A 16,788-nucleotide genomic window follows, 5' to 3' on the forward strand; every position below is an offset into this window, starting at 1 on the left:
AGATCGGCAAGATCGGCATGGGCGACAACATCTGGCTCGGCGACCGGGACGCCGTGCGCACCCCCTGGAACGCCAGCGTCCGCGACAGCTACGGCACCCCGGGCCCGTACGAGGACGCCGTGCAGAACACCCCGATCTTCGAGGAGAACTCCCCGGAGAACTTCAAGGGCATCGACATCATGCGCGCCGTGCGCAGCTTCGACCCCTGTCTGCCCTGCGGCGTCCACATGTACGTCGGCGGCGGCAAGACCGTGAAGAGCCTGCACGTGCCCACCGGCCTGAGCGGACTGGGCGGATGAGCGCGACGACGACGGCGCGGCCGGCGAGCGCGGAGGAGACCGGCCGCCGCATCGAGGAGATCCTCGACCGGCTGTCCGCGAGCGGCGACCCGGCCACCGCCGCCGCGGCCGAGGAACTCGTCCGGTCCCTCATGGACTTCTACGGCTCCGGACTGGCCCGCGTCCTGCAACTGCTGTCGGCCGCCCCCGGCGAACCGCTTCCCCGGCTCCTCGGCGACGAGCTCGTCGCGAGCCTGCTGGTCCTGCACGACCTGCACCCCGAGGACCGCGACACCCGCATCGGCCGGGCCCTCGACAGTGCGCGCCAGCAAGACCTGGACGTCGTGGGCTTCGACGAGGAGACGGGCACCCTGCGGCTGCGGGCGGCCGCGAGCGGCGGCTGCGGCTGCGGCTCGGGCACCGGCGCCGGGGAGGCCGTCGAGGCGGCGCTCGCCTGCTTCGCGCCCGAGGTCAGGGCCGTCGAGCTGGAGTCGGCGCCCGCCTTGCTGCAGATCGGGACGAAAGCCCGGTGACCGCGGCCACGGTCGGCCTGCGCAGGTTCCTCACCGAGCGTCCGCCGCAGCCCGAGCGATGCGAGCTGTGCGCGGCCCCGGTGCCCGAGGACCACCGGCATCTGGTCGACGTCGAACAGCGCGCCCTCGCGTGCGCCTGCGCCGCCTGCGCGCTGCTCATGGAGCAACCCGGCGCCGCCGCGGGCCGCTTCCGCGCGGTCCCGGCCCGCTACCTCACCGATCCCGGCCACCGCCTCGACGAGCGGGCGTGGGAGGCGCTGCGGATCCCGGTCGGCGTCGCGTTCTTCTTCCGCAACGCGGCGCTCGACCGGCTGGTCGCCCTCTACCCCAGTCCGGCGGGCGCCACCGAGAGCGAACTCGAACCGGCCGCCTTCGACGAGGTCCTCGGCGGCAGCCGGCTCGCCGGACTCCTCGAACCGGACGTGGAGGCACTGCTGCTGCGCCGCACCGGCGACGCCTTCGAGTGCCACCTCGTCCCGATCGACGTCTGCTACGAACTCGTCGGCCGGATGCGCCTGTTGTGGCAGGGCTTCGACGGCGGCGCGGAAGCGCGGGCCGCGCTGGACGCCTTCTTCGACGACGTCCGGCGCCGCGCCCGGCTCCTGGACGAGGCGGAGCGGCCGTGACCGAGTTCTCGTTCGCCTGCGTCGGCGTGCGCGCCGACCGGTACGCCGCCGGCCCCACCCTCGTCTTCCGGCTGCGCGTCACCGCGTCCGGCGACACTCCCGTGCACGCCGTCGCGCTGCGCTGCCAGATCCGCATCGAACCCGCCCGCCGCGGCTACGCGGCCGCCGAGGCCGACGGGCTCACCGACCTCTTCGGCGAACGCTCCCGCTGGGGCAGCACGCTCCAGCCGGTGCAGTTCGCACAGGTCCCGCTGATGGTCTCCGCGTTCACCGGGGAGACCGAGACCGACCTCGTCGTGCCCTGCACCTACGACATGGACATCGCCGCGACCCGCTATCTGGACGCCCTCACCGACGGCGAGGTCCCGCTGCTGATGCTGTTCTCCGGCACGGCGTTCACCGGCACCGGGGGCTTCCGGGTGGAGCCCGTCCCGTGGGACCGCGAGGCGTCCTTCAGGATGCCGGTCGCCACCTGGCGGGAGATGGTCGAGCAGCACTTCCCCGGCTGCGGCTGGATCCGGCTGCCCGGCGACACCATGGACGCCCTGCTCGCCTACCGGTCCCGGCACGCGCTGCCGTCCTGGGAGGCGACCGTCAAGGCGCTGCTCGCCGGTGCCCGGCCACCGGCGAACGACCCTTTCCGCACGCTCACCGGCACCACCGGAAGGACCGAGCCGTGACCGCCACCGCGTTCGCGCCCGCGACCGAGGAGCGCCTCGCCCTCGCCCGGCAGGTGGCCGACGCCGTGCTCTTCGAGGGGTATGTGCTCTACCCCTACCGTGCCTCGGCCGCCAAGAACCGGCTGCGCTGGCAGTTCGGCGTCCTGGTGCCGCCCGCCTGGGGCGCCGAGTGCGAGGAGCACGACTTCCAGCACACCGAGTGCCTGATCGAGCCGAGAGCGGGTGCGACCCTCGCGGTCGAGGTCCGCTTCCTGCACGCCCGGCGCCGCACCGTACAACGCGCCCTGCCCGACGGCGGCTTCGAGACCGTGGCCGAACTCCCTCTCGACGACCGGGTGCTGGTGCCCTGGGACGAAGGAGCCGAGGAACGCGTCGAGTTGGTCGCGCCGGTCGGGCAACTGCTGGGCGCGGAGGCCGAGTTCCCCTTCCGCAAGCCGGCCGTGGAGGAAACCGAGCCCGTCCTGGACTCGGCAGGGCGCACGGTCGGCCGGCTGGTCCGGCGCAGCGCCGAGGTCAGCGGGGTGGTGCGGCTCCGCGCGCGCGAACTCGACGGGCCCTACCGGGTGTCGCGGCTCACCGCCGTCGTCGAGAACACCACCCCCTGGGCGCCCCCGGAGGGCCGCGCCGCCGACCGGGACGCGGCCCTGCCGCACTCCCTGGTGGCCACCCACCTCCTCATGGCCCTCGACGCCGGCGCGTTCCTGTCGATGACCGATCCCCCCGAGTGGGCCAGGGGCGCGGTCGCCGCCTGCCGCAATCTGCACACCTGGCCCGTGCTCGCCGGTGAACCCGGCCGCACCGACCTCGTGCTCTCCTCGCCGATCATCCTGGAGGACCACCCGTCCATCGCCCCCGAGAGCCTTGGCGCCCTCTACGACGCCACCGAGATCGACGAGATCCTCGCCCTGCGCACCGCCGCCCTCACCGACGAGGAGAAACGCGAGGCCCGCGGCACCGACGCACGGGCCGCCGCGGTCATCGACCTCGCGGACTCGATGCCGGCCGAGGTGCTGGAACGCCTGCACGGCGCGGTACGCGGCCTGCGCGAAGTCACCGGTGAGACCGCCGGCCTCCCCGACGAGTCGGGAGTGCTGCGCCCCGAGACCCCCTGGTGGGACCCGGCGAGCGACGCGGGCTTCGACCCCGAGCAGGACAGGGTCATGGTCGACGGCCACTCGGTCGGCAAGGGCAGCCGCGTCGAGCTGCGCCCCGGCCTGCGGCACACCGACGCACAGGACCTGTTCCTCCACGGCCGCGCCGCGACCGTCGAGGCGGTGCTGCACGACGTCGACGGCACGGTCCACCTCGCCGTCACGGTCGACGGCGACCCCGGCGCCGACATCCGCCGGGAACAGGGCCGCTACCTGTACTTCCAGCCGGACGAGGTCGCACCGCTGGAGGCTCCCCGATGACCCGGACGCTCGTCGCCGGCATCGGCAACATCTTCCTCGGTGACGACGGCTTCGGCGTGGAGACCGCCCGCCGCCTGACCGGACGGCACCTGCCGGAACACGTCGAGGTCCTGGACGTCGGAGTACGCGGGGTGCACCTCGCCTACCAGCTCCTGGACGGCTACGACACCCTCGTCCTCGTCGACGCCACGGCGCGCGGCGAGGCCCCCGGCACGCTGTACGTGATCGAGCACGACGGCGCCGGCTCCACCGGCGAGGCCGTTCCCGCGATCGACGGCCACCGCATGACGCCCGACACCGTCCTGGCGCTGCTGGGCACCCTCTGCGCCGGCACCGGCGGACAGCCACCCCGGCGCGTCCTGGTCGTCGGATGCGAACCGGCCTCGACCGACGAGGGCATCGGGCTCAGCCCGCCGGTGTCCGAGGCCGTACCCCGGGCCGTTCGCCTGATCGAAGAGTTGCTCCAGGGCGGCTCGCCGGCCTTGGTACAGGCCCAGACCGCCGAAGCTTCCACCAGAGGAGAGACGGGATGAAGAAGATCATCGCTGCCGGTGCCGCCGGAGCCGCGCTGGCCGCTGCGGCCGCCGTCGTGACACAGGTGCTGCCCGACCTCAGGCGCTACTTCCGGATGCGCCGGATGTGAACCCACGCCCGCCGGGCGACCGGCGGCTGCCGCCGCCTTGCGTCGAACGGTGTACCCGAGGGCCCGGCCACGGCGTGCCGGGCCCTCGCACCTGTGGCGCTCGCCTCTAATGAAGGCCCGCCCCGGGAGGACGAGGACCCATGCACGAGATGTCCGTCGCGCTGGCCGTGATCGACCAGGTGGAGACGGCCGCCGCACAGACCTCGGACGTCACCTCGGTGCGCTCGGTGCGGCTGCGCGTGGGCGAGCTGGCCGGCGTCGTACCCGACTCCCTCGCCTTCTGCTTCGAACTCGCCTGCGCCGGAACCCTGCTGGAAGGCGCCGAACTGGTCACCGAACCGGTGCCCGGACGGGCCCGCTGCACGCCCTGCGCGCACGAGTGGGCCGTCGGCATGCCGCCCCGGCTGAGCTGCCCCGAGTGCGGCGGCGCCGAGGTCGAACTGGTCTCGGGCCGGGAGCTCCAGATCGCCGAGGTGAGGTGGGAGGACGGCGATCCCCCGCACGCGGCCACCCGCGAAACGATCCACGAGGAGTGCTGAACCATGTGCCGTGTCGTCGACCTGCAACAGGCCGTGCTCGCGAAGAACGACGCGAGCGCCCACCTCCTGCGCACGCACCTCGACTCCCGTGGCACCACCGTCGTCAACCTGCTCTCCAGCCCCGGCAGCGGCAAGACCGCGCTGCTGGAACGCGAACTGCTGCTGGCGCGGGAGCGGTCCGTCGCCGTCGCGGCGCTCACCGCCGACCTCGCCACCGAGAACGACGCCGAACGGCTCGCGCGTTCCGGCGTCCCGGTCAAGCAGGTGCTCACCGACGGGCTGTGCCATCTGGAGGCGGCGATGCTCGCCGGGCACCTGCACGGATGGCTGCCCGACGACACCCGGCTGCTGTTCGTGGAGAACGTCGGCAACCTGGTCTGCCCCGCCTCCTACGACCTGGGGGAGACCCTCAGGGTCGTCCTCGCCTCCGTGACCGAGGGCGAGGACAAGCCGCTCAAGTACCCGACCGCGTTCGGCCTGGCCCACCTGGTCGTGGTCACCAAGACCGACATCGCCGAGGCGGTGGAGTTCGACGAGGGCGCGTTCCGGGCGAACGTGGAGCGCGTCAACCCGGGCGTGGAGGTGCTCCTGACCTCGGCCCGCCGGGGACACGGCGTCGGCACGCTGCTCGACCGCGCCCTCGCCGCGGCGGGAGGCGCGCCCCTCCACTCGCCCGTCATGGCCCGCCGCCCGGACGCCGCCCACGGACACGGCCACGCCCACGGTCACACCCACTCCCACACGGGCCCGGCTGACGCCGCCGCCACGGCCCCCGCCCGCTCGTGAGTGCTCCGCCGCGGTCGGCCGCCGTCGCCCCGGACCCGCCGCACCGGCGGCGGGTCGTCGTCCGGGGAGTGGTGCAGGGCGTGGGCTTCCGGCCGTACGTCTACGGCCTCGCCACCGAACTCGCCCTGGTCGGGCATGTGACCAACACGTCCGAGGGCGTCGTCGCCGAGGTCGAGGGCAGTGTCTCGGCGGTGGCCCGCTTCTGCGACCGGCTCGCGGTCCAGGCGCCTCCGCTGGCCCGGGTGGAGTCCGTCCACCACCAGGAGCTTCCCGTCACCGGCGGCGAGGCGTTCACGATCCTCGCCTCCCGCACCGGCGGCCCGGCCCGCACGCTGGTCTCCCCGGACACGGCCACCTGCGCCGACTGCCTCGCCGAACTGGCCGACCCGGCCGACCGGCGCCACCGCCACCCGTTCGTCAACTGCACCCACTGCGGCCCGCGTTTCACGATCGTCACGGACGTCCCGTACGACCGGGCGAACACCACGATGGCCGGCTTCCCGATGTGCCCCGACTGCGCGCGCGAGTACGGCGATCCGGCCGACCGGCGCTTCCACGCGCAGCCGGTCGCCTGCCCGGCCTGCGGGCCCCGTCTGCGCCTGATCGTCCCGGGGGCCGAGGGCGCCGCGGGCGCGGACCCGGTCACCGAGGCCCGCGCGCTGCTTGCCCGTGGCGCGATCCTCGCCGTGAAGGGACTCGGCGGCTACCACCTCGCCTGCGACGCCGCGAACGCCGACGCCGTCTCGCTCCTGCGCCACCGCAAGGCCCGGGGCGACAAGCCCTTCGCCGTCATGGCGAGGAGCGCGGGCGACATCGAGCACCTCGTCCGGCTGGGCGCCGAGGAGCGTCGCCTGCTCGAAGGCGCCGTCCGGCCCGTCGTGCTGCTGCGGCGGCGCCCGGACCCGTCGTACGCCGAGGGGGCGGTGCGGCCCGCCGACGCCGTCGCGCCCGGCAGTCCCGACCTCGGCGTGATGCTGCCGTACACCCCGGTGCACCATCTCCTGCTCGGGCTGCCCGGCGACCCGGACGGCCCCCGGCTGCTCGTCATGACCAGCGGCAACCTCTCCGGCGAGCCGATCGTCACCGACGACGCCGAGGCCCTGGAGCGGCTCGCGCACCTCGCCGACGCCTGGCTCACCCACGACCGGCCGATCCACGTGCCGTGCGACGACTCCGTGGTCCGCGTGTGCGACCAGGAGCAACTGGTGCTCCGGCGCTCCCGCGGCTACGCCCCGCTGCCCGTCACCCTCCCGCTGCCGGTCAGCCCCGCCCTGGCCGCCGGCGGGGACCTGAAGAACGCCTTCTGTCTGGGCGAGGGGCGCCAGGCCTGGCTGTCGGCGCACATCGGCGACATGGACGACGTCGCGACGCAGTGGGCCTTCGAACGCGCCGTGGAGCAGCTGGAGTCCATCACGGGGGTACGGCCGAGGAGCCTGGCGTGCGACCGGCACCCCGCCTACCGCTGCGCGCAATGGGCCGACCGGAACGCGGCCGGCCGGGCCGTCGTACGCGTCCAGCACCACCACGCCCACGTCGCCGCCGCGATGGCCGAGCACGGGCTGGACGGCACCCGGCAGGTGATCGGCGTCGCCTTCGACGGCACCGGTCACGGCGACGACGGCGCGGTGTGGGGCGGGGAGTTCCTGCTCGCGGACTACGCCGGCTTCACCCGCTTCGGGCATCTCGCGTACGTCCCCCTGCCCGGCGGGGACACGGCGGTGCGCAGGCCGTACCGGATGGCGCTGGCCCACCTGCGCGCGGCCGGCCTCGACTGGTCCGGCGACCTCGCCTGCACGGCCGCCTGCCCGCCCGACGAACTGCGGCTGCTCCAGCGGCAGTTGGAGCGCGACCTGAACTGCGTCCCCACCTCCAGCATGGGCCGGCTCTTCGACGCCGTGTCCTCGCTCGCCGGTGTCTGCCACCGCGCCGGCTACGAGGCACAGGCCGCCGTGGAGCTGGAGGCCGCCGCGCTCGGCGCGCCCGCCGACGACACGACCGCGTACGCCTTCGGGCTGCACGACGGCGACGGCGACGGTGGCCCGGTCCGGGCCGATGCCGCGCCCGTCGTCGCGGCGATCGTCCGCGACCTGCGGGCGGGCACCGGAGCGGCGGCCGTCGCGGCCAGGTTCCACCGAGGCGTGGCCGCACTCGTGCACGCCATGTGCCGGCGGGCACGGGAACGGCACGGGCTGGACACGGTGGCCCTGACCGGCGGCGTGTTCGCCAACACGCTGCTGTCCTCGGCCTGTTCGGCCGCCCTGCGCACGGACGGCTTCACGGTTCTGCGGCACCGGCTGGTGCCGCCGGGCGACGGCGGCCTGGCGCTGGGCCAGCTGATGGTGGCCGCCCGGACGACGACCGACGACTGAGCAACACGCGACCCCACAGGAGATGCCCATGTGCCTGGCGGTACCCGGCAGAGTGCTGGAGATCGAGGAACGGGACGGCACCCGGATGGCCACCGTCGACTTCGGCGGCGTGGTCAAGGAGGTGTGCCTGGAGTATCTGCCGGATCTCCAGGTCGGCGAGTACGCCATCGTCCACGTCGGGTTCGCGCTCCAGCGACTGGACGAGGAGTCGGCGAAGCAGACGCTGGAGCTGTTCGCCGAGCTCGGCATGCTCCAGGAGGAGTTCGGCGACGCCTGGGAGATGGCGGCGGCGGAGGCGGGCGTGGCCCCGGCGGAAGAGGTGCACAACCAGTGAAGTACATCGAAGAGTTCCAGGACCCGGAGCTGGCCCGCCGGCTCCTCGACGACATCCGGGCCACGGTGACCAGGCCGTGGGCGCTGATGGAGGTGTGCGGAGGGCAGACGCACAGCATCATCCGGCACGGTCTCGACCAGCTCCTGCCCGACGAGGTCGAGTTGATCCACGGACCGGGCTGTCCCGTCTGTGTGACCCCGCTGGAGGTCATCGACAAGGCGCTGGAGATCGCCTCCCGCCCCGAGGTGATCTTCTGCTCGTTCGGCGACATGCTGCGGGTGCCCGGCACCGGCCGGGACCTGTTCCAGGTGCGCGGCGAGGGCGGCGACGTACGCGTCGTGTACTCGCCGCTCGACGCCCTGCGGATCGCGCAGCAGAACCCGGACCGCGAGGTGGTGTTCTTCGGCATCGGCTTCGAGACGACCGCGCCGCCCAACGCCATGACGGTCCATCAGGCCCGCAGGCTGGGCGTCCGCAACTTCAGCATGCTGGTGTCCCATGTCCGCGTCCCGCCCGCCATCGAGGCGATCATGTCGTCGCCGAGCTGCCGGGTGCAGGGCTTCCTCGCGGCCGGGCACGTGTGCAGTGTGATGGGGATGGGGGAGTACCCGGAGCTGGCCGAGCGCTTCCGGGTGCCGATCGTGGTGACGGGCTTCGAGCCGCTGGACATCCTCGAAGGCGTACGCCTGACCGTACGGCAGCTGGAGCGCGGCGAGCACACCGTCGACAACGGCTACGCCCGCGCCGTCCGCCCGGAGGGCAACCCGGCCGCCCGGGCCATGCTGGAGGACGTCTTCGAGGTCACCGACCGCGCCTGGCGGGGCATCGGGGTGATCCCCGGCAGCGGCTGGCGGCTGTCGCCGAAGTACCGCGACCACGACGCCGAGCACCGCTTCTCGGTCGAGGGGATCCGGACCGAGGAACCGGCCGAGTGCCGCAGCGGAGAGGTCCTGCAGGGACTGCTCAAGCCGCACGAGTGCGCCGCCTTCGGCACCCTGTGCACCCCTCGTACACCGCTGGGCGCCACCATGGTCTCCAGCGAGGGCGCCTGCGCGGCGTACTACCTGTACCGGCGGCTGGACCTGCCCGCCGCCACGGCCCGGGAGGCGAGCCCCGTTGTCTGACACCACCGATCTCCCCGCCCCGGCCCTGGACGTCGAGGGGTGGACGTGCCCGGCCCCGCTGCGCGACCGGCCCCGCGTCGTCATGGGACACGGCGGCGGGGGCGCCCTCTCCGCCGAACTGGTCCAGCAGATCTTCGCCCCCGCCTTCGGCGGCGAGGTGCTCGCGCAGATGGGCGACGCCGCGGTCCTCTCCCTCGGCGGAGCACGGCTGGCCTTCTCCACGGACTCCTACGTCGTACGTCCGCTGTTCTTCCCCGGCGGCAGCATCGGCGACCTGGCGGTCAACGGCACGGTCAACGACCTCGCCATGAGCGGGGCCCGCGCCGCCTACCTCTCCTGCGGATTCATCCTCGAAGAGGGCGTCGAGCTGGAGACGGTCACCCGGGTCGCCGAGGCACTGGGCGCGGCCGCGCGCACCGCCGGCGTGGAGGTGGCGACCGGTGACACCAAGGTGGTGGAGGCCGGACACGGCGACGGGATCTACCTCAACACGGCCGGGATCGGCGTCGTCCCGGCGGGCGTCGACCTGCGTCCGCAGCGGGTCGTCCCCGGCGACGTCGTGATCGTCAGCGGCGCCGTCGGCGTCCACGGGGTGGCGGTCATGAGCGTCCGGGAGGGCCTGGAGTTCGGCGTGGAGATCGAGAGCGACTGCGCCGCGCTCGGCGGCCTGGTCGACGCCATGCTGGCCGTCACCCCGGATCTGCATGTGCTGCGCGACCCGACCCGGGGCGGCCTCGCGGCCTCGCTCAACGAGATCGCGGCCGCCTCCGGCACGGGCGTGGTCGTCAGGGAACGCGACGTCCCCGTCCCGGCCGCCGTGGCGAACGCCTGCGCCATCCTGGGCCTCGACCCGATGTACATCGCCAACGAGGGCAAGCTGGTGGCCTTCGTCCCGCGCGAGCACGCCGACGCCGTGCTGGAGGCGATGCGGGCCCACCCGCTGGGCGCGGACTCCGCGATCATCGGGGAAGCCGTCGAGGCACACCCCGGCATGGTCGTGGCCCGCACCGGGCTGGGCGGCACACGCGTGGTCGACCTGCCGCTCGGGGAGCAGCTGCCGCGGATCTGCTGAGCCGGCCGGCATGCCCTGTGACCTGTCAGGACACCTCGCGCCGGTGGTGAAGGGGCTGCCCGAACAAACGCGCGCGCGTTAGGTTGAGCGCGTGCGATTGAGAGTGGAGTTCACGACCGAGCCCTTCGACCTCGACGAGGCACCCGCGCACGCGCTGGTCGCCCGCCAGGTCATCGAGGCTGCCGAGCTCGACGAAGTGGACGTAGGCCCGTTCGGGAACACGGCGGAGGGCGGCACCGACGCCGTGCTCACCGCCGTGGACGCCCTGCTGCGCAAGACCCTGGAGGCCGGCGCCACCCGGATCTCGCTCCAGGTCAACGTGGTCGGGGAGGGCGAGGAGTGACCGGCACCGGGGACGAGCCCTTCATCGCGGCCGTGAAGCCGCTGGTCGACGCCATGGGCGGCGAGATACTCCCGCCGGACGAGGCCGGGCCCGAGGACGTCGTGCTCTCCTGGGAGGGCGTCGACGTCGTCGCCGTGCGCCTGCCCCAGCTGGCCGACTCCCTCGACCACATCCTGGCCGCCATGGAGCGCCGGCAGGGCAAGCCGCTGGCCGACCTGGACCGCAAGGCCAAGCAGGAGGTCGTACGGATACTGGAAGCGCGCGGTGCCTTCTCCGTACGGCACGGCGTGGAGACCGTGGCGAGCGCGCTCGGCGTGAGTCGCTTCACGGTCTACAACTATCTCAACCGTGACAAGAACGCCTGAGGCGGCTTGCCCGGTTTCGTTGCCGCGAATTTTCAACAAAGTGTTGACGTCTCGTCGTCGTAGGGCGTTAGCTATCGGCACGCCCGTTCAGTACGAAGGCCCTTCGCGGCCACGGAGGCTCCCGTGACGTCGAATTCCACGCCCCCGGGCCTGGCCCGGTTCAACGCCCTGGAGGAGCACGCGGCCCACGCCGCTCTCCACGAGGCGTGCGCCTCCACGGCATGGGTGCGGCGGCTGCTCGCCGCCCGCCCCTACGCCACCGTCGGCGACCTCTACACCGCCAGTGACGCCGCCATGGCCGCGCTGAGCACCGAGGACCTCGCGCAGGCCATGGCCGGGCACCCGCCGATCGGCCGCCCCAAGCCGGGCGACCCGACCTCGGCCCGGGAGCAGCGCGGCATGGCCGGCGCCTCCGAGGAGCTCAAGGCGGAGCTGCTCGAACTCAACCTGGCCTACCAGGACCGGTTCGGCCATGTCTTCCTGATCTGCGCCACCGGCCGGACCGGCGAGGAGATGCGCGACGCGGTCAAGGAGCGGATCGGCAACTCGCCGGAGCAGGAGCGGGAGATCGTCCGCACCGAGCTGGGCAAGATCAACCGCATCCGGCTCGCCCGCATCGTCGAAGAGGACTGACAGCAGCATGAGCACCAGTACCACCGCCTCCGTGTCCACCCACATCCTGGACACCAGCGTCGGCCGCCCCGCCGAAGGCGTCGCCATCCACCTTTCCGCCCGCTCCGGGCGCGAGGCGGACTGGCAGGCGCTCGGCGGCTCCGCGACCGACCCGGACGGGCGGTGCAAGGACCTCCCGGCGCTGCCGGAAGGCACCACACACGTACGGCTCGACTTCGCCGTGGAGCCGTATTTCGAGAAGAAGCAAGCCGATGCGCAGCAGGACGCCCCCGCGAATCGGGACAGCGGTGCCGTGTTCTTCCCCGAGGTGGCGATCACCTTCGCCGTGAACCCCGGGGAGCATTACCACGTACCGCTGCTGCTCAACCCGTTCGGCTACTCCGTTTACCGAGGGAGCTAGCAGACATGCCCACGATCCTGGGACAGAACCAGTACGGCAAGGCCGAGAACCGAGTCGTAAAGATCACGCGGGACGGCGCCACCCACCACATCAAGGACCTGAACGTATCCGTGGCGCTGAGCGGCGACATGGACGAGGTCCACTACTCCGGCTCGAACGCCCACTGCCTGCCGACCGACACCACCAAGAACACGGTGTACGCGTTCGCCAAGGAGCACGGCATCGAGTCGGCCGAGCAGTTCGGCATCCACCTCGCGCGCCACTTCGTCACGAGTCAGGAGCCGATCAAGACGGCCCGGATCCGTATCGAGGAGTACGCCTGGGAGCGGATCGACGCCTCCGACGCCAACTCCCAGTTCATCGGCGCGGACGAGGTCAAGCACTCCTTCGTCCGCAAGGGCCAGGAGACCCGGGTCACCCAGATCACCTACGACGGTTCGTCCTGGGAGGTCATCTCGGGGCTGAAGGACCTCGTCGTGATGAACTCGACGAACTCCGAGTTCTGGGGCTACGTCAAGGACAAGTACACGACGCTCCGGGAGGCCTACGACCGCATCCTGGCCACCCAGGTCTCCGGCCGCTGGCGGTTCAACTGGACCGACGACGAGCAGCGGATGCCCAACTGGGAGAAGTCCTACGAGCAGACCAAGAAGCACATGCTCCACGCCTTCGCCGAGACCTACTCCCTGTCGCTCCAGCAGACCCTCTACCAGATGGGTTCGCGGATCATCAACAACCGCAGCGAGATCGACGAGGTCCGCTTCTCCCTCCCGAACAAGCACCACTTCCTGGTGGACCTGGAGCCGTTCGGGCTGAAGAACGACAACGAGGTGTACTTCGCCGCCGACCGCCCCTACGGCCTGATCGAGGCCACCATCCTGCGGGACGGCTGTGAGCCGAAGATCCCGGTGGATCTGACCAACCTGTAAGCCGGCAACTGCATTTCGGCACCCGCGGCCGGCGGGCCGGGCTTGGAAAGCCCCCGGCCGCGGTACTCAAATCTCCAGGGTCCTGCCGTGCCCCCTCCACATCAGCGCAAAGGACGAATCATGGCAGCAGCCCAGCGCATCGTCATCGAGAACTGTTCGATCGCGACCGTGGACGCGAACGACACCGAGCACGCCACCGGCCACCTCGTCATCGCGGACAACCGCATCGAGTCGCTCGGCGCGGGCACGGCCCCGGAGGGCCTGGAGAACGTCGTACGCCGCATCGACGCCACCGGGCACCTGGTGACCCCCGGCCTGGTCAACACCCACCATCACTTCTACCAGTGGATCACCCGGGGCCTGGCCACCGACCACAACCTCTTCAACTGGCTCGTCGCCCTGTACCCGACCTGGGCGCGCATCGACGAGCGGATGGTGCGCTCCGCCGCGCAGGGCTCGCTGGCGATGATGGCCCGCGGTGGCGTCACCACCGCCATGGACCACCACTACGTCTTCCCGAAGGGCTCCGGCGACCTGTCCGGCGCGATCATCGGCGCCGCCCGCGACATGGGTGTCCGCTTCACCCTCGCCCGCGGCTCCATGGACCGCAGCGAGAAGGACGGCGGACTGCCGCCGGACTTCGCCGTCGAGACCCTCGAAGGCGCCCTCGCCGCGACCGAGGAGACCGTCAAGCAGCACCACGACGCCTCCTTCGACGCGATGACCCAGGTCGCCGTGGCCCCCTGCTCGCCGTTCTCCGTCTCCACCGAACTGCTGCGTCAGGGCGCCGAGTTGGCCCGCCGTCTCGGCGTACGGCTGCACACGCACGGCTCCGAGACGGTCGAGGAGGAGCAGTTCTGCAAGGAGCTGTTCGGCATGGGCCCGACCGACTACTTCGAGTCCACCGGCTGGCTCGGTGAGGACGTGTGGATGGCGCACTGCGTCCACATGAACGACTCCGACATCGCCGCCTTCGCCCGCACGAGGACGGGCGTCGCCCACTGCCCCTCGTCCAACGCCCGCCTCGCCGCCGGCATCGCCCGCGTCCCCGACATGCTCGCGGCCGGCGTCCCGGTCGGCCTCGGCGTCGACGGCACCGCGTCCAACGAGTCCGGCGAACTGCACACCGAGCTGCGCAACGCCCTGCTCATCAACCGCCTCGGCGCCCACCGCGAGGCCGCCCTCAACGCCCGGCAGGCCCTGCGGCTCGGTACGTTCGGCGGCGCCCAGGTCCTGGGCCGCGCCGCCGAGATCGGCTCCCTGGAGCCGGGCAAGCTCGCCGACCTCGTGCTGTGGAAGCTCGACACGCTCGCCCACGCCTCCATCGCCGACCCGGTGACCGCGCTGGTCTTCGGCGCGGCGGCCCCGGTCACGGCGTCGTTCGTGAACGGCCGGCAGATCGTCCAGGACGGACGGCTGCTGACCGCCGACGAGGACGCGATCGCCCGCAGTACGCGGGACCAGGCCCGGCGGCTCGCGCAGATCGCCGCGCAGGGCTGACCAGTTGAAGATCTCCGGTCGAGGGGGACGGCCCTCGACCGGTAGCCGTGGACCCGAGCGGGGTCCATGGCGGCCGTCTCCGGGGCGCGCGCATGGACGTGTGCGCCCCGGAACGGTCACCGCGCCCTTTATGTGGGGCTCCGTCCCCCGGTCCCGCACGACCGCGCACCACCTCCTTGAAACCCACGTCAGAGCCGACGTGCTGTCAACCGACCGGAGGAGCCGCCCGTGTCCACCCACCCCGTCGACGAGAAACTCCCCGCCCTGAAAATGGCGACCACAGGCCTTCAGCACGTGGCCGCCATGTACGCGGGAGTCGTCGCCCCACCCCTGATCGTCGGTGCGGCCATCGGCCTGAGCCCCGCCGAACTGACCTTCCTCACCGGCGCCTGCCTGTTCACCGCAGGCATCGCGACCTTCCTCCAGACGCTCGGTATCTGGAAGATCGGCGCCCGGCTGCCCTTCGTCAACGGCGTCACCTTCGCCGGCGTCGCCCCGATGACGGCGATCGTCGCCTCCACCGAGGACAAGTCCGACGCCCTGCCGATCATCTTCGGCGCGGTGATCGTCGCCGGCCTCCTCGGCTTCCTGGCCGCACCCTTCTTCAGCAAGGCGGTCCGCTTCTTCCCGCCGGTCGTGACGGGTACGGTCATCACCCTGATCGGCATATCCCTTCTCCCGGTCGCCTTCAACTGGGCCCAGGGCCCCAACCCCGCGGCGGACGACTACGGGTCGGCCACGAACCTGGGGCTGGCGGCGGTCACCCTGCTGATCGTCCTGCTCCTGCGCCGCTTCACCCGGGGCTTCGTCAAGCAGATCGCGGTGCTGCTCGGCCTGGTGATCGGCACCCTCGTCGCCATCCCGTTCGGCGTCACGGACTTCGGCCCGGTGGCGGACGCGGACGTGATCGGCTTCCCGACCCCGTTCCACTTCGGCGCCCCGCAGTTCCAGCTCGCCGCGATCATCTCGCTGTGCGTGGTGATGGTGGTGTCGATGACCGAGTCGACGGCCGACATGCTGGCGCTGGGCGAGATCGTCGAGCGCCCGGCCGACGAGAAGACCATCGCGGCCGGGCTGCGCGCCGACACCCTCGGCTCGGCGCTCAGCCCGCTCTTCAACGGCTTCATGTGCAGCGCCTTCGCCCAGAACATCGGCCTGGTCGCGATGACGAAGATCCGCAGCCGGTACGTCGTCGCCACCGGCGGCGGCTTCCTGGTGCTGATGGGCCTGTGCCCGATGGCCGCGTCGCTCATCGCCGTCGTACCGCGCCCGGTGCTGGGCGGCGCGGGCGTGGTCCTCTTCGGGTCGGTGGCCGCGAGCGGCATCCAGACCCTCGTCCGGGCCGGCCTGGACAAGGACAACAACATCCTGATCGTCGCCGTCTCGCTGGCCGTCGGCATCATCCCGATCACGGCGCCGGAGTTCTACCACGCGTTCCCGGAGACGGTCCGGATCGTCCTGGACTCGGGCATCTCGACGGGCTGTGTGGCGGCGGTGGCCCTGAACCTCGTCTTCAACCACCTGGGCAGGGGCCGTGACGCCCAGGACGTCACTCATCCCATGGAGGCAGGAGAGGAGATCACCGGGGCGACCCGGGCCCCTGCCACACCATGAGGTTGGCGAAGAGCTCGGCCTGCTCGACGGCGTCGTCCAGCGCATGGTGCGTGTGACGACGCCGCGACAGCAGTTCACGCGGCATCGTGCCCTTCGCCACCGCCCGCAACGGCAGCCCCGCCTTCGTCGCGTACAGCGTCTTCATGTCGAGGCAGCCCGAGTGCCCGAACGGGCTCGTGCCGGTGAAGCGGATCAGGTACCAGTACAGGAACGTCCAGTCGTACGACGCCGGGTAGCCGCACATCACCGGCTGCGCCCCGGCGCTCACCTCACGCACCCATGCGCTGAACTCGGCGAGCGCGGACGCCGGTTCACTGCCCTCGCGCGCGAGCCGCTCCCGGTCCAGCCCGCTCACGGCCAGCGCCTCCGGCACGAACTCCTCACTGATCGGCCGCAGCTCCCGGTAGAAGGTGCGCTCCTGCGGATCGGCCGGCGTGAAACCGTCGGCGTCCTGCACTCCGGCGACGGCCGCGCCGAAGCTCAGCATGGAGTACGGGCCGGGGATCGGGCCGTCGGCCTCGATGTCGACGGAGATGTAGAGGCTGGGTCTGGTGCGTCGTGCGGCCATGAACCGGGAGCATCCCAGCCGCCCCGGGCCTCCCGCATCC

General features: G+C 72.2%; 21 protein-coding genes. 20 read left to right on the top strand and 1 reads right to left on the bottom strand.

Annotation, left to right across the window (positions count from 1 at the left end; all coding sequences use genetic code 11):
• From EAO75_RS15935 to EAO75_RS16025, 20 genes are all read left to right on the top strand, one after another.
• Positions 1-299, top strand: a 299-nt coding sequence (locus EAO75_RS15935) for a nickel-dependent hydrogenase large subunit (protein WP_187284458.1), incomplete at its 5' end; no start/stop codon positions are given.
• Positions 296-811 (top strand): hypothetical protein, encoded by a 516-nt coding sequence (locus EAO75_RS15940; protein WP_147995721.1) that lies wholly within the window; start codon positions 296-298, stop codon positions 809-811. The genes EAO75_RS15935 and EAO75_RS15940, both read left to right, overlap by 4 nt.
• Positions 808-1,437, top strand: a complete 630-nt coding sequence (locus tag EAO75_RS15945; protein WP_147995722.1) for a DUF5947 family protein — start codon at positions 808-810, stop codon at positions 1,435-1,437. Before EAO75_RS15940 ends, EAO75_RS15945 begins: the two co-directional genes overlap by 4 nt.
• Entirely contained in the window at positions 1,434-2,117 is a 684-nt protein-coding gene (locus EAO75_RS15950) for a DUF6084 family protein (RefSeq protein ID WP_147995723.1), read from the top strand. Before EAO75_RS15945 ends, EAO75_RS15950 begins: the two co-directional genes overlap by 4 nt.
• The gene (locus EAO75_RS15955; RefSeq protein ID WP_147995724.1) at positions 2,114-3,529 is read left to right on the top strand and encodes a hypothetical protein; all 1,416 of its coding nucleotides are present in this window, start codon (positions 2,114-2,116) and stop codon (positions 3,527-3,529) included. Before EAO75_RS15950 ends, EAO75_RS15955 begins: the two co-directional genes overlap by 4 nt.
• Positions 3,526-4,062: a hydrogenase maturation protease gene (locus tag EAO75_RS15960; RefSeq protein WP_147995725.1), complete on the top strand. Its 537-nt coding sequence runs from the start codon at positions 3,526-3,528 to the stop codon at positions 4,060-4,062. The genes EAO75_RS15955 and EAO75_RS15960 overlap by 4 nt, the downstream gene beginning before the upstream one ends.
• The gene (locus tag EAO75_RS48580; protein WP_405591206.1) at positions 4,059-4,172 is read left to right on the top strand and encodes a DUF6893 family small protein; all 114 of its coding nucleotides are present in this window, start codon (positions 4,059-4,061) and stop codon (positions 4,170-4,172) included. Before EAO75_RS15960 ends, EAO75_RS48580 begins: the two co-directional genes overlap by 4 nt.
• Before the next feature lie 140 nt (positions 4,173-4,312).
• Positions 4,313-4,711, top strand: a complete 399-nt coding sequence (gene hypA, locus EAO75_RS15965) for a hydrogenase maturation nickel metallochaperone HypA (protein WP_147995726.1) — start codon at positions 4,313-4,315, stop codon at positions 4,709-4,711.
• Positions 4,712-4,714: 3 nt separating this feature from the next.
• Entirely contained in the window at positions 4,715-5,497 is a 783-nt protein-coding gene (gene hypB / locus EAO75_RS15970) for a hydrogenase nickel incorporation protein HypB (RefSeq protein ID WP_147995727.1), read from the top strand.
• On the top strand, positions 5,494-7,866 hold the full coding sequence (hypF, locus tag EAO75_RS15975; protein WP_147995728.1) for a carbamoyltransferase HypF: 2,373 nt from the start codon (positions 5,494-5,496) through the stop codon (positions 7,864-7,866). Before hypB ends, hypF begins: the two co-directional genes overlap by 4 nt.
• Before the next feature lie 28 nt (positions 7,867-7,894).
• A complete protein-coding gene (locus tag EAO75_RS15980) occupies positions 7,895-8,200 on the top strand; it encodes a HypC/HybG/HupF family hydrogenase formation chaperone (protein WP_147995729.1) in 306 nt (101 codons plus the stop codon).
• Positions 8,197-9,324, top strand: coding sequence for a hydrogenase formation protein HypD (hypD, locus tag EAO75_RS15985; protein WP_147995730.1), 1,128 nt, complete (start codon positions 8,197-8,199; stop codon positions 9,322-9,324). Before EAO75_RS15980 ends, hypD begins: the two co-directional genes overlap by 4 nt.
• Positions 9,317-10,396 (top strand): hydrogenase expression/formation protein HypE, encoded by a 1,080-nt coding sequence (gene hypE / locus EAO75_RS15990; protein WP_147995731.1) that lies wholly within the window; start codon positions 9,317-9,319, stop codon positions 10,394-10,396. Before hypD ends, hypE begins: the two co-directional genes overlap by 8 nt.
• Positions 10,397-10,487: 91 nt before the next feature.
• Entirely contained in the window at positions 10,488-10,739 is a 252-nt protein-coding gene (locus EAO75_RS15995; protein WP_147995732.1) for a hypothetical protein, read from the top strand.
• The gene (locus EAO75_RS16000) at positions 10,736-11,104 is read left to right on the top strand and encodes a helix-turn-helix domain-containing protein (protein WP_147995733.1); all 369 of its coding nucleotides are present in this window, start codon (positions 10,736-10,738) and stop codon (positions 11,102-11,104) included. Before EAO75_RS15995 ends, EAO75_RS16000 begins: the two co-directional genes overlap by 4 nt.
• A 123-nt stretch (positions 11,105-11,227) precedes the next feature.
• On the top strand, positions 11,228-11,737 hold the full coding sequence (gene uraD, locus EAO75_RS16005) for a 2-oxo-4-hydroxy-4-carboxy-5-ureidoimidazoline decarboxylase (RefSeq protein ID WP_147995734.1): 510 nt from the start codon (positions 11,228-11,230) through the stop codon (positions 11,735-11,737).
• A 7-nt stretch (positions 11,738-11,744) separates the two neighbouring features.
• A complete protein-coding gene (uraH, locus tag EAO75_RS16010) occupies positions 11,745-12,137 on the top strand; it encodes a hydroxyisourate hydrolase (RefSeq protein WP_147995735.1) in 393 nt (130 codons plus the stop codon).
• A 5-nt stretch (positions 12,138-12,142) separates the two neighbouring features.
• Entirely contained in the window at positions 12,143-13,066 is a 924-nt protein-coding gene (gene pucL / locus EAO75_RS16015; protein WP_147995736.1) for a factor-independent urate hydroxylase, read from the top strand.
• A 120-nt stretch (positions 13,067-13,186) separates the two neighbouring features.
• Positions 13,187-14,566, top strand: a complete 1,380-nt coding sequence (locus EAO75_RS16020) for an 8-oxoguanine deaminase (RefSeq protein WP_147995737.1) — start codon at positions 13,187-13,189, stop codon at positions 14,564-14,566.
• A gap of 228 nt (positions 14,567-14,794) precedes the next feature.
• Complete coding sequence (locus EAO75_RS16025) at positions 14,795-16,180, top strand: nucleobase:cation symporter-2 family protein (protein ID WP_147995738.1); 1,386 nt, start codon at positions 14,795-14,797, stop codon at positions 16,178-16,180.
• Here EAO75_RS16025 and EAO75_RS16030 read toward each other — a convergent pair.
• On the bottom strand, positions 16,146-16,748 hold the full coding sequence (locus EAO75_RS16030; protein WP_147995739.1) for a 3'-5' exoribonuclease domain-containing protein: 603 nt from the start codon (positions 16,746-16,748) through the stop codon (positions 16,146-16,148). The two genes, EAO75_RS16025 and EAO75_RS16030, sit on opposite strands and share 35 nt — an antisense overlap.
• Positions 16,749-16,788: the final 40 nt, after the last annotated feature.

Origin of the sequence: Streptomyces sp. UW30 (genome assembly GCF_008042075.1) — a bacterium.
Lineage (GTDB): Bacteria > Actinomycetota > Actinomycetes > Streptomycetales > Streptomycetaceae > Streptomyces.